The 13402-nt window shown below is 42.5% G+C and carries 9 protein-coding genes and 1 pseudogene; all 10 read left to right on the top strand.

What is annotated here, in order from left to right:
- The first annotated feature begins 6 nt into the window (after positions 1 to 6).
- The gene (gene dnaK / locus LI162_RS00050; RefSeq protein WP_015528714.1) at positions 7 to 1878 is read left to right on the top strand and encodes a molecular chaperone DnaK; all 1872 of its coding nucleotides are present in this window, start codon (positions 7 to 9) and stop codon (positions 1876 to 1878) included.
- A gap of 149 nt (positions 1879 to 2027) precedes the next feature.
- Positions 2028 to 3236 (top strand): molecular chaperone DnaJ, encoded by a 1209-nt coding sequence (dnaJ, locus tag LI162_RS00045; protein ID WP_015528715.1) that lies wholly within the window; start codon positions 2028 to 2030, stop codon positions 3234 to 3236.
- A gap of 409 nt (positions 3237 to 3645) precedes the next feature.
- The gene (recO, locus tag LI162_RS00040; protein WP_255615876.1) at positions 3646 to 4362 is read left to right on the top strand and encodes a DNA repair protein RecO; all 717 of its coding nucleotides are present in this window, start codon (positions 3646 to 3648) and stop codon (positions 4360 to 4362) included.
- A gap of 190 nt (positions 4363 to 4552) precedes the next feature.
- Positions 4553 to 5080 carry a V4R domain-containing protein gene (locus LI162_RS00035; protein ID WP_070103538.1) on the top strand — a complete coding sequence of 176 codons (528 nt, stop codon included), beginning with the start codon at positions 4553 to 4555 and terminating at the stop codon, positions 5078 to 5080.
- 2 nt (positions 5081 to 5082) lie between these two features.
- Positions 5083 to 5955 carry a sensor domain-containing diguanylate cyclase gene (locus LI162_RS00030; RefSeq protein WP_055158414.1) on the top strand — a complete coding sequence of 291 codons (873 nt, stop codon included), beginning with the start codon at positions 5083 to 5085 and terminating at the stop codon, positions 5953 to 5955.
- A gap of 146 nt (positions 5956 to 6101) precedes the next feature.
- Positions 6102 to 7502 carry a glycine--tRNA ligase gene (locus LI162_RS00025; RefSeq protein ID WP_020436143.1) on the top strand — a complete coding sequence of 467 codons (1401 nt, stop codon included), beginning with the start codon at positions 6102 to 6104 and terminating at the stop codon, positions 7500 to 7502.
- A 112-nt stretch (positions 7503 to 7614) separates the two neighbouring features.
- Positions 7615 to 9015, top strand: coding sequence for an aminopeptidase (locus LI162_RS00020; protein ID WP_054751762.1), 1401 nt, complete (start codon positions 7615 to 7617; stop codon positions 9013 to 9015).
- 383 nt (positions 9016 to 9398) lie between these two features.
- Positions 9399 to 12029: a pyruvate, phosphate dikinase gene (gene ppdK / locus LI162_RS00015; RefSeq protein WP_055158416.1), complete on the top strand. Its 2631-nt coding sequence runs from the start codon at positions 9399 to 9401 to the stop codon at positions 12027 to 12029.
- A gap of 404 nt (positions 12030 to 12433) precedes the next feature.
- Positions 12434 to 12718 (top strand): hypothetical protein, encoded by a 285-nt coding sequence (locus tag LI162_RS00010; RefSeq protein WP_226875328.1) that lies wholly within the window; start codon positions 12434 to 12436, stop codon positions 12716 to 12718.
- A 146-nt stretch (positions 12719 to 12864) separates the two neighbouring features.
- Positions 12865 to 13402: pseudogene (locus tag LI162_RS00005) on the top strand (hypothetical protein); the annotation flags it as partial.

Raw genomic sequence — 13402 nt, 5'->3', positions numbered from 1 at the left:
TTTATCATGGGAAAAATTATTGGTATTGACCTTGGTACAACAAACAGCTGTGTAGCCGTTATGGAAGGTGGACAGCCAACAGTTATCGCGAATACAGAAGGTGCAAGAACAACACCGTCTGTTGTAGCATTTACAAAGACAGGAGAGCGTCTTGTAGGTGAGCCTGCAAAACGTCAGGCTGTAACAAACGCAGCAAGAACAATCTCATCCATCAAAAGAGAGATGGGAACAGATTATAAAGTAGATATTGACGACAAGAAATATTCTCCACAGGAGATTTCTGCAATGATCCTTCAAAAACTGAAAGCAGATGCAGAAGGATACCTTGGTGAGAAAGTAACAGAAGCTGTTATCACAGTTCCGGCTTACTTCAACGATGCTCAGCGTCAGGCTACAAAAGATGCAGGTAAGATCGCAGGACTTGATGTAAAACGTATCATCAACGAGCCTACAGCAGCTGCACTTGCTTATGGTCTTGACAACGAGAAAGAGCAGAAGATCATGGTTTACGACCTTGGTGGTGGTACATTCGACGTATCCGTTATCGAGATCGGTGATGGAGTTATCGAAGTACTTTCAACAGCCGGTAACAACAGACTTGGTGGAGATGACTTCGACCAGAAGATCACAGATTACATGCTTGCAGACTTCAAGGCAAAAGAAGGCGTAGATCTTTCAGCAGATAAGATGGCTCTTCAGAGATTAAGAGAAGCTGCAGAGAAAGCAAAGAAAGAGCTTTCAAGTGCAACAACAACAAATATCAACCTTCCGTTCATCACAGCAACAGCTGAAGGACCGAAGCATTTCGATATGAACCTTACAAGAGCTAAATTCGACGAGCTGACAAGAGACCTCGTAGAAAAGACTCAGGAACCGGTAAGACGTGCACTTTCTGACGCAGGAATCACAGCTTCCGAGCTTGGACAGGTACTTCTCGTTGGTGGATCAACACGTATTCCGGCTGTTCAGGAAGAAGTTAAGAGACTGACAGGCAAAGAGCCTAGCAAATCCCTTAACCCAGATGAGTGTGTAGCACTTGGTGCTTCCGTACAGGGTGGTAAACTTGCAGGAGATGCAGGCGCAGGAGACATCCTTCTTCTTGATGTAACTCCACTGTCACTGTCTATCGAGACAATGGGTGGTGTAGCTACAAGACTGATTGAGAGAAATACAACAATCCCGACAAAGAAGAGCCAGATCTTCTCAACAGCAGCAGATAACCAGACAGCTGTAGACATCAACGTTGTACAGGGTGAGAGACAGTTCGCAAGAGACAACAAGTCCCTCGGACAGTTCAGACTTGATGGAATCCCGCCGGCTCCACGTGGAATCCCGCAGATCGAAGTTACATTCGATATCGATGCAAATGGTATCGTAAATGTATCTGCTAAGGATCTTGGAACAGGTAAAGAGCAGCATATTACAATCACAGCAGGTTCTAATATGTCTGATGACGATATCGATAAAGCTGTAAAAGAAGCAGCTGAATTCGAGGCTCAGGATAAGAAACGTAAAGAAGCAATCGATACAAGAAACGAAGCAGACGCTATGGTATTCCAGACAGAGAAGGCAATCAAAGAGGTTGGCGACAAAGTCGATGCTACAGAGAAGGCAGCTGTAGAGGCTGACGTTCAGGCACTGAAAGATATCCTTGCAAAATCTGCTCCGGAGAACACAACAGAAGAGCAGGTAGCAGAGATCAAAGCTGCGAAGGAAAAACTGATGGAGAGCGCACAGAAACTGTTCACAAAGATGTATGAGCAGGCAGGTGCTGCAGCAGGTGCAGGTGCACAGGCTGGTCCTACACCAGAAGCTGGTCCGGCTCCGGATGGTTTCCAGGGTGATGATGTTGTAGACGGAGATTACAAAGAAGTCTAAAATATAGAAAAGATGCCGGTAAGACAGAAGAGAAACAGGCAGCAGGGCATCAGATAAATGAAGCATGAAGAGAAATTCTACGGAGCTTTGTAGCTTCGTAGAATTTCTTGAGGTTAAGAAAGAGATACAGAAAGGTTAGTATTTGTGTTATGGCAGAGGCAAAGAGAGATTATTATGAGGTGCTCGGCGTAAGCAAAGATGCAGATGATGCTACAATCAAGAAAGCATACCGCCAGCTTGCGAAGAAGTACCATCCAGATATGAATCCAGGGGATAAAGAAGCAGAAATAAAGTTTAAAGAGGCTTCCGAAGCCTATGCCGTTCTGAGTGACGCTGACAAACGTCGTCAGTATGATCAGTTCGGCCACGCTGCATTTGATGGCGGTGCCGGCGGCGGAGCAGGTGGATTCGGTGGCGGATTTAACTTCAATGGAGCAGATTTCAGCGACATTTTCGGAGATATCTTCGGAGATATGTTCGGTGGCTCCAGAAGAGGCGGCGCAAGCAATGGTCCTATGAAAGGGGCTAATATCAGAAAGAGCATCCGCATCACATTCGAGGAAGCTGTCTTCGGATGTGAGAAAGAACTGGATCTTGTGCTGAAAGATCCTTGCGAAGACTGTCACGGCACAGGTGCAAAGCCTGGAACATCACCGGAGACATGTCCAAAGTGCGGTGGTAAAGGTCAGGTCGTATATACATCCCAGTCCTTCTTTGGAACCGTACAGAATGTACAAACATGTCCGAACTGTGGTGGTTCCGGTAAGATCGTGAAAGAGAAATGTCCGAAATGTGCAGGTACAGGATATACATCCAGCAGAAAGAAGATCAAAGTTACGATTCCGGCAGGTATTGATAACGGACAGAGCGTACGCATCCGTGAAAAAGGAGAACCGGGAGTTAATGGAGGACCGAGAGGAGATCTCCTCGTTGAGGTTAACGTATCCAGACACCCAATCTTCCAGAGACAGGATATGCATATCTTCTCAACCGTTGCGATTTCCTTCGCAGTGGCTACACTCGGTGGCGATGTGAAGATTCCAACTGTAGACGGAGACGTTCTCTACACAGTAAAACCGGGAACAAAGACAGATACAAAAGTACGTCTGAAAGGAAAGGGAGTTCCATCCCTTAGAAATACTCAGGTAAGAGGAGATCATTATGTAACATTAGTGATCCAAACACCGGAGAGATTAAGCGCAGAGGCGAAAGAGGCTCTGAGAAAATTCGATGAGCTTAGTGGAAATACACTTCATCAGCATGATGACCTTGCTACAAAATCTGAGAAATCAGAGAAAAAAGGCAAGAAAAAAGGATTCATGGATAAGATGAAAGAGGCCTTTGAGGATAAAGAATAAAAAGAGAATGATGAGAGCGGCAGCTGCTGACTGAGAGGTTGGTGGCTGCCGCTTTTTAGCATATCTAGCGATGTAAGTCGCTAATACGCTGAAGAATATGATATGGGAATAATTGAAAAGCAGATTCAGGGAATCAAGGTTAAATAGATGATTTATAGCAAGTTTCTCTTGGTCTGGTTTTCCAAAATCTTAACATGTGTCAAACATCCAGCAAAACTCATATCCAAAAAAATCCCTCCTAGAACATCTCCTTGTATTTACACGCGAAATCGGATATATTAGAAGATATTGGAAATGCGTTGCACGAAGCATCCGCAGGCATCGTAGTTGTGGGTTTTGTCTCCAACATCTTTACAAATATAGCAGAAAGAAGGTGACTTTCATCGTGAATCAGATCGTTTTGACAGGAATGGTGCTTTCTGTCGCACCGGTGGGCGAGTACGACCGCAGAGTTGTCATACTTACAAAAGAACAGGGGAAGATCTCAGCCTTTGCAAAGGGATCAAGAAGACCAAACAGTCCTCTAGTGGGAGCGGTGAATCCATTTACTTTCGGTGAATTCATCATGTATGAAGGTCGTTCTTCTTACACAATTCAGTCTGTAAATGTATCAAATTATTTTTCAGAATTGAGAGCAGATGTGGTAGGTGCATATTATGGCTTTTATTTCCTTGAGGTTGCGAATTACTATGCGAGGGAACGAAATGATGAGCGGGAACTTTTAAAATTACTTTATCAGACGATGCGTGCGCTGACAAATCCACATCTTCCGAATCAGTTGATCCGTTACATTTTCGAGTTGAAAGTGCTGACAATCAACGGACAGGGACCGCAGGTGTTCCAGTGTGTACAGTGTGGCGACCGGACGAGGCCGGCAGTGTTCAGCGCGGCGAAGGGCGGACTTGTGTGTAATGAATGTGACGGAGAAGTGAGAGATGGAATGTTTCTTGACGGTTCTACGCTGTATACGATGCAGTATATTGAATCCAGTACAATTGAGAAATTATATACATTTAACGTGAAGCCGGAAGTGCTGGAGAAGTTTGGACGTGTGATGGGACGGTTGATGAAGATGTATGTAGATAAGGAGTTCAAGTCTCTGGAGATACTGCAGACATTGCTGTGATATTTGGGGTATTATTTAAAAATTCTCAACAACATTTAAGACATTATGCAATTGTTGAATCATGAAAAAAATCATGCTATACTACGGTTATATCACCTGTTACATGACAGTGTGAAACGAGTGCATTTTGTTGTAAATGTAATAGTAGCAGAGGAAAGAAAAGAGAAAAATGATGGACGAGAACATTTTTATGAAGGAGAAGAAACCGATTTCTTTCGAAGACTACCTTGAATATGATGAGAACAGCAGGGGGAATCTTGGAGGAGAACTCCCTGTGATTGTATATCGGCTATTGGAATATTCTATAAAAGACGAGCTTGCGGTACGTTACGGAAGAGCAGAACAGGTTGAGATTTTCCGAAATGCGGGAAGGAAAGCGGGAGAATTTTTTGCACGTAAGATGCTGAATCTGAATCAGCCGCTGGATCAGTTTGTGGGTGAACTCCAGAAGAAGATGGCAGAAATGAAGATTGGAGTACTCCGTATTGAATCAGTAGACGAGGAGAGCGGGCAGATCATTCTGACCGTCTCGGAAGATGCGGACTGTTCGGGGCTTCCGGTGCTTGGTGAGACTGTCTGCAATTATGATGAAGGATTTATTTCCGGAATTTTATCTTTATACTCTGGAAAGGAATATGTAGCAGTGGAAACGGACTGCTGGGCTACAGGAGGCCGTGTCTGCCGTTTCCAGGCAGATGTAAGAGAAGGTGACAGTTAGTTATGGAAGAGAAAAACTGTGAGATATTATTTGAATATCTGAGGGATATTATATATGATTCCGAGAATGCAAAGTTGGATCTTGAACAGCTGGACGAACCTTTTTGGAAACTTGGAAAAGGTCTTCAATATCTGGATAAAGCGGTGAAAGAAGTGAAGCATTATTCAGCGGAGATTTCAAAGGGAAATCTGTCAATTGAAGCGCCGGGGCGAGATAATTTCCTCTGTGAGAATCTGAAGAATATCCATGCGAATCTGAACCATCTCACCTGGCAGGCAAAGCAGGTGGCGAAAGGGGATTATTCTCAGAGTGTTTCTTATCTGGGAGAATTTTCAGAAGCATTTAATACAATGACAAAGCAGTTGAAAGAACGAGAAGAGGAACTTGAAGAAGAGGCTTACAGAGACAAACTTACAGGGATTGGAAATCGTCATCTGTTCCATGAACGGGCGGAGACGATGCTTGCTACAGGAAAGAAGATTGTCTTTTGTTATTGTGATCTTGATCATTTGAAATATGTGAATGACTATTTTGGACATCAGGAAGGAGATCAGTATCTGAAACATTTTGTCGATATAGTGAAAGCAAACATTCGGCCGGGAGATCTCTTTGTGCGTCTTGGCGGTGATGAATTCTGTATTGTGCTCCTGAATTGTTCGAAAGAAATTATGAAGAAGAAATTTGAGCATGTGTATGAAGTATTCTGTAAGGAGGAAGACAATGACTATCCGAAGAGCTTCAGTTACGGTATTACAGAACTCCCTGAAAGACATGATATAGTTTCTACCGAAGAGATTCTGCAAAGAGCGGATGAAGTTATGTATGAATATAAGCGGAAACATAAAGAGAAGTACTTAAAACAGCTTGAAAAATAAGGCATTAGTAGTTATAATAAGTAACATTGATGTGCAAGGTGAATATTTTCTTAAGAAAATGTGGATAACTTCTCTGAAAATACTGACCAAAGTGCATAAGGTATATAAATAATGTAAATGATAAAAAAGAATGTGAGGAACATACAATGGTTGAAAAGACAATGGACAAGATCGTAGCACTCGCAAAGTCAAGAGGATTCGTATATCCGGGTTCTGAGATCTACGGCGGACTTGCCAACACATGGGATTATGGTAATCTTGGTGTTGAACTTAAGAATAATGTGAAGAGAGCATGGTGGAAGAAGTTCATTCAGGAGAATCCATACAACGTTGGAGTTGACTGTGCAATCCTTATGAACCCACAGACATGGGTTGCTTCCGGACATCTTGGAGGATTCAGTGATCCGCTGATGGACTGTAAACAGTGTCATGAGCGTTTCCGTGCAGATAAGATTATTGAAGATTATGCAGCAGAGAATGGAATCGAGCTTGAGAGCTCTGTAGACGGATGGACACAGGAGCAGATGGCAGCATTTATCGAGGATAATAACATTCCATGTCCGACTTGTGGAAAGCATGATTTTACAGATATCCGTCAGTTCAACCTGATGTTCAAGACATTCCAGGGTGTTACAGAGGATGCGAAGAACACAGTATACCTTCGTCCTGAGACAGCACAGGGTATCTTTGTAAACTTCAAGAATGTACAGCGTACATCCAGAAAGAAACTTCCATTCGGTATCGGACAGATCGGTAAGTCTTTCCGTAACGAGATCACACCGGGTAACTTTACATTCCGTACAAGAGAGTTCGAGCAGATGGAGCTTGAGTTCTTCTGCAAACCAGACACAGACCTTGAGTGGTTTGATTACTGGAAGAGCTTCTGCCTGAACTGGCTGTCATCTCTTGGACTGAAAGATGAGGAAGTACGTTACCGTGACCATGATCAGGAAGAGCTTTCCTTCTACAGTAAGGCTACTACAGACGTTGAGTTCCTTTTCCCATTCGGATGGGGTGAGCTGTGGGGAATCGCTGACCGTACGGATTATGACCTGACTCAGCATCAGAATGTATCCGGACAGGATATGACATACTTTGATGATGAGACAAAGGAGAAATACATTCCATACGTTATCGAGCCATCACTTGGTGCTGACCGTGTTGTACTTGCATTCCTTTGCAGTGCATATGATGAGGAGAATATCGGAACAGAAGAGAAACCGGATATGAGAACTGTACTTCATTTCCATCCGGCACTGGCTCCGGTTAAGATCGGTGTGCTCCCACTTTCCAAGAAACTGAACGAAGGCGCAGAGAAAGTATTTGCAGAGTTATCCAAGTACTACAACTGTGAGTTCGATGATCGTGGAAATATCGGAAAACGTTACCGTCGTCAGGACGAGATCGGTACTCCATTCTGTGTAACATATGACTTCGATTCTGAGGAAGACGGAGCTGTTACAGTACGTGACCGTGATACAATGGAACAGGAAAGAGTTAAGATTGAAGATCTGAAAGCATACTTCGAGAAGAAATTCGAGTGGTAAGATAAATAAGAAAAGCCCGGACTGTAGTTCACAGGTAAGCTTGTGGATTCAGTTTGGGCTGTTTCTTTATAACTTTAAAATAGCATGGAAGATAGAACAGGAGGAGAATGACATGGACAGAAAAAATGCATGGACAACTTACAGTAAGGAAGAGCTGGACAGATTAGAACAGGTGAATACAGAATACAAGAACTGCCTTGATGCCGGCAAGACAGAGCGCGAGTGTGTTGCACTGGCAGTTGAAAAGGCAAAAGCAGAGGGATATAAGGATATCAGAGATATCATTAAAAATGGAGAAGAAGTGAAAGCCGGAGATAAACTGTATGCCGTGTGTATGAACAAAACAATTGCGCTGTTTCATATGGGTACAAAACCGCTGACAGAAGGTATGAATATTCTTGGAGCTCATATCGATTCCCCGCGCATTGACGTAAAGCAGAATCCTTTGTATGAAAATGAAGAGTTTGCTTATCTTGATACACATTATTATGGTGGAATCAAGAAATATCAGTGGGTGACACTTCCACTTGCCCTTCATGGAGTGATTGCAAAGAAAGATGGCACAACAGTTCAGGTAAGTATCGGTGAAAAAGAAGATGATCCGGTCTTTGTTATCACGGATCTGCTGATCCATCTCGCGTCGAAACAGATGGAGAAAAAGGCTGCAACGGTTGTAGAAGGAGAGAAGCTTGATCTTCTGATCGGAAGCCGCCCGATTGAGCAGGATGAAACATTAGAAGAAAAGGAAAAAGAGGCTGTAAAAGCAAATGTAATCAATCTTCTGAAACAATATTATGACATGGAGGAAGAGGATTTCCTCTCCGCAGAGCTTGAAATTGTTCCGGCAGGAAAGGCTCGTGACTGTGGATTGGATCGCAGTATGGTGCTTGCTTACGGACAAGATGATCGTGTGTGTGCATTCACATCCCTCTTTGCAATGCTCGATGTGGAAGAAGTAGAGCACACAGCATGCTGTATTCTTGTAGATAAAGAGGAAATCGGAAGTGTTGGCGCGACCGGAATGCATTCTCGTTTCTTTGAAAATACAGTTGCAGAACTTGTGGCACTGACAGAAGGGGAGTCTGACCTGAAAGTCAGAAGAGCGCTGATGAATTCCAGAATGCTTTCTTCTGATGTGAGCGCAGCTTATGATCCGATGTATGCTGAAGTATTCGAAAAACGCAGTTCTGCATTCTTTGGAAAAGGACTTGTATTCAACAAGTTTACAGGTGCTCGCGGAAAGAGCGGTTCTAATGACGCAAATGCAGAATATCTTGCAAAGATCAGAAATGCAATGGATGCGCAGAGTGTTGCATACCAGTTCGCTGAACTTGGAAAAGTAGATGCCGGCGGTGGTGGAACAATCGCTTACATTATGGCAAATTATGGCATGGAAGTCATCGACAGCGGTGTCGCAGTGTTGAGTATGCATGCGCCGTGGGAAGTGACAAGCAAGGCAGATGTGTATGAAGCTTATAAGGGATATAAGGCATTTATTGAAGAAATGAGATAAAGATTACGTACTTGTTGATTTTGAGGAAAATTGCATGATGTTGGTGGCGGGAACACCATAGCAATGATATGTGTAAATTGTATATTAATCACAAAAAAATAGTTGTTTCCAAGTTCTTATAAAGCATGGACAACTATTTTTTTGTGCATGTTGCACATTGTATGGGGATTAATGCAAATATGCAAAATGACAGCCTGATGGACGATGTGTTTACAATTTGTGAAAGATAGGTTAACCAATATGAAAAGTATACAAAAAGCATTTGTAAAAATTGTATATAATTACGGACAAAAGACTTGACTCATAAGTATAAAACCATTAAAATATTATATGCGAAATAAAATTATTTTATTTGTAAAAATTATTTTAGGAGGTCATTGATCATGGCAAAATGGGTTTATATGTTCACTGAAGGTAACGCAGATATGAGAAACCTTCTCGGTGGAAAAGGCGCAAACCTGGCAGAGATGACAAATCTGGGTCTTCCTGTACCACAGGGATTCACAGTAACAACAGAGGCTTGTACACAGTACTATGAGGATGGCAGACAGATCAACGATGAGATTATGGCTCAGATCATGGAAGCTATCGATAAGATGGAAGGAATTACAGGTAAGAAATTCGGAGATAAAGAGAACCCGCTTCTCGTTTCCGTACGTTCAGGAGCTAGAGCTTCTATGCCTGGTATGATGGATACAATTCTTAACCTTGGACTTAACGAAGAGGTTGTTGAGACACTGGCAAAAGCTTCAGGCAACCCACGTTGGGCTTGGGACTGCTACAGAAGATTCATCCAGATGTTCTCCGATGTAGTTATGGAAGTTGGTAAGAAATACTTCGAGGAACTGATCGACAAGATGAAAGAAGAGAAAGGTGTTAAACAGGATGTAGATCTTGACGCTGATGATCTTAAGAAACTTGCAGAGCAGTTCAAGGCTGAGTACAAAGAGAAGATCGGTGAGGACTTCCCGACAGATCCTAAGGTACAGCTTATGGAAGCTGTTAAGGCTGTATTCCGTTCATGGGATAACCCAAGAGCTAACGTATACCGCCGTGACAATGACATCCCTTATTCATGGGGAACAGCTGTCAACGTACAGATGATGGCATTTGGTAATATGGGAGATGACTGTGGTACAGGTGTTGCTTTCACACGTGACCCTGCTACAGGAGAGAATGGTCTGTTCGGAGAGTTCCTGACAAACGCTCAGGGAGAGGACGTTGTTGCCGGTGTTCGTACACCTATGCACATTTCCGAGATGGAGCAGAAGTTCCCAGAAGCATTCGCACAGTTCAAAGATGTATGCAAGACTCTGGAGACTCACTACAGAGATATGCAGGACATGGAATTCACTGTAGAGCACGGTAAACTGTACATGCTTCAGACACGTAATGGTAAGAGAACAGCTCAGGCAGCTCTTAAGATTGCCTGCGACCTTGTAGATGAAGGAATGAGAACAGAGGAAGAGGCTGTTGCAATGATCGACCCTCGTAACCTTGATTCCCTGCTTCACCCACAGTTCGATGCGAAAGCTTTGAAAGCTGCTACACCAATGGCAAAAGCACTTGGAGCATCACCAGGAGCTGCTTGTGGTAAGATCGTATTCACAGCTGATGACGCTGTAGAGTGGGCTGCAAGAGGAGAGAAAGTTATCCTTGTTCGTCTTGAAACATCACCAGAAGATATCACAGGTATGAAGTCTGCTCAGGGTATCCTGACAGTTCGTGGTGGTATGACATCTCACGCAGCTGTAGTTGCTCGTGGAATGGGAACATGCTGCGTATCTGGTTGTGGTGACATCACAATGGACGAAGCTAATAAGAAATTTACACTTGGTGGAAAAGAATTCCACGAGGGAGATGCAATCTCACTTGATGGATCCACAGGTGCTATCTATGACGGAATCATCCCGACTGTAGACGCTACAATCGCTGGTGAGTTCGGAAGAATCATGGGATGGGCTGACAAGTACAGAACTATGAAGGTTCGTACAAACGCTGATACACCGGCTGACGCTAAGAAAGCTCGTGAGCTTGGTGCAGAAGGTATCGGACTTTGCCGTACAGAGCATATGTTCTTCGAAGGCAACAGAATCGACGCATTCCGTGAGATGATCTGTGCAGAGACAGTAGAAGAAAGAGAAGCAGCACTTGCTAAGATTCTTCCAGAGCAGCAGGGAGACTTCGAGAAACTTTACGAAGCTCTTGAAGGTAACCCGGTTACAATTCGTTTCCTTGACCCACCGCTTCATGAGTTCGTTCCTACAGAGGAAGAGGACATCAAGAAACTGGCTGATGCTCAGGGCAAAACAGTTGACCAGATCAAAGCTATTATCGACAGCCTGCACGAGTTCAACCCAATGATGGGACACCGTGGATGCCGTCTTGCAGTTACATACCCAGAGATTGCTAAGATGCAGACAAGCGCTGTTATCCGTGCAGCAATCAATGTAAAGAAAGCTCATCCGGATTGGAACGTAAAACCTGAGATCATGATCCCACTCGTTGGAGATATCAAAGAGCTCAAATACGTTAAGAAATTCGTTGTAGAGACAGCTGACGCTGAGATCGCAGCAGCTGGAAGCGACCTTGAGTACGAGGTTGGTACAATGATCGAGATCCCAAGAGCTGCTCTTACAGCTGACGATATCGCAAAAGAAGCTGACTTCTTCTGCTTCGGAACAAACGACCTTACACAGATGACATACGGATTCTCCCGTGATGACGCTGGTAAGTTCCTTGATGCTTACTATGATGCTAAGATCTTCGAGAACGATCCATTTGCAAAACTGGATCAGGTTGGTGTTGGCAAGCTCATGAAGATGGCTATTGAACTCGGAAAACCGGTTAATCCAAGCCTGCATGTAGGTATCTGTGGAGAGCACGGTGGAGATCCAAGCTCCGTAGAGTTCTGCGACAGCATCGGACTTGACTATGTATCTTGCTCACCATTCCGTGTACCGATCGCTCGTCTTGCAGCAGCACAGGCAGCAATTGCCAAGAAGAACGCTTAAATATAGTTGTTAGTAGATTATACATAGAAGCTTCTTTGGAAGTACACTGAAAAGTGAATCATAAAAAATAGAATCTCCCCTCATATCTGATGGAATCAATTAGATTTCATTTGGTGTGAGGGGAGATTTTTTTGACTTTATATTGGGAAAGTGTTATTTAGGGGAGGATTTGGAAGCGGTTCAATGACTTGATTAGCAGAAATTCTATTTTGGTCAACGAAAGCGGGGGAAACGTTCCCCAAGAACTGTAAAAATACAAAGGTGGTCAAAATAATCATGTTACGCATAAGATTAATTCCAAATAAAGATTATGCAGTAAATCAGCGAGTATGATAGAAAAAACAGTGAAAATGCATAAAAAATAAGGAAATATACTGTAAAAAATATTGAAAATATAAAAAATATTGACGCAGAAAGTTTTATTTGTTATATTTGAAATAAATGAACCGGTTCACTTTTATAGAACAGCTATTAATAGAGGCGATATAGGGATGATTCATTGTGGAATTAGTTTATCAGACGGAAGAAATGGGCATACGATGGCAGTTGAGGGATATGCCCAAATTATTGTAAATAATACAACATTTAATACAGCAATGGTTTCGGATGGTTGGGATAATGGAGTGTATTATCTTAATTTAGATACATCACAATATTCAGATCTTAAAGGAACAGTTTTTAAGCTGTAGAGAAAATGAAAGTCTTGAAGAAAATTTGTTGATCTATGGTTTATATTTTAGGTTCGTGACTATAGAAAATAGTTTGTTATGTATCAGGATGTGGAAGAGAAAGTATTTTCTCTTCCATTTTAAAAATAAACGTGTGGTGAAACTTAATGAAGAAAAAAATAATATATGTCTTATGCATTTTAGGTGTGCTTTTGGCATTATTAGGACTAAAAAAAAGAAATGACACAATGTATTCTTCGGGGGTATACCATCTTAACAGAAGCGGGATTGTAGAATCTATAGAGAATAATAATATAGTTGTTCGTTTGGATAAATTGAATGAACAAGATGAGGATTTAAAAAATGTCGATACACTGCAGTTAGATTGTAGAAATTGTGGTTATGAATTAGAAAATCTAAAGGAAGGTAAAAAAATTATATTTTACTATTTCCCATATAATGCAGACGTTCGACCACTTAAAGTCGAGAATATCTATGTGATAAATGAAAAAGAGTCTAATATTGATTTGATGAAGAAAGCCGGACAATTATTGGATCCCTATCGAGATAAAACAGATGAGTCTATTTATGCAAGAGGTAAATCCGGTGGTGTTATTACTACAAAGGATATTGAACAAGCTACTGAATTTTACATTTTAGCAGGGTATGAACAGTCAGACGCTGAAGATAAGGCAGTAGAATATA

This window comes from Mediterraneibacter sp. 210702-DFI.3.120 (genome assembly GCF_020561005.1).
GTDB lineage: Bacteria > Bacillota > Clostridia > Lachnospirales > Lachnospiraceae > Mediterraneibacter > Mediterraneibacter faecis.
Note: the sequence above shows the minus strand (reverse complement) of the source record. Positions and strands in the feature narration are given on the sequence as shown.

Coding starts and splice junctions, on each gene's coding strand:
- dnaK (WP_015528714.1), top strand. CDS start 7: ATGGGAAAAATTATTGGTATTGACCTTGGTACAACAAACAGCTGTGTA.
- dnaJ (WP_015528715.1), top strand. CDS start 2,028: ATGGCAGAGGCAAAGAGAGATTATTATGAGGTGCTCGGCGTAAGCAAA.
- recO (WP_255615876.1), top strand. CDS start 3,646: ATGGTGCTTTCTGTCGCACCGGTGGGCGAGTACGACCGCAGAGTTGTC.
- LI162_RS00035 (WP_070103538.1), top strand. CDS start 4,553: ATGAAGGAGAAGAAACCGATTTCTTTCGAAGACTACCTTGAATATGAT.
- LI162_RS00030 (WP_055158414.1), top strand. CDS start 5,083: ATGGAAGAGAAAAACTGTGAGATATTATTTGAATATCTGAGGGATATT.
- LI162_RS00025 (WP_020436143.1), top strand. CDS start 6,102: ATGGTTGAAAAGACAATGGACAAGATCGTAGCACTCGCAAAGTCAAGA.
- LI162_RS00020 (WP_054751762.1), top strand. CDS start 7,615: ATGGACAGAAAAAATGCATGGACAACTTACAGTAAGGAAGAGCTGGAC.
- ppdK (WP_055158416.1), top strand. CDS start 9,399: ATGGCAAAATGGGTTTATATGTTCACTGAAGGTAACGCAGATATGAGA.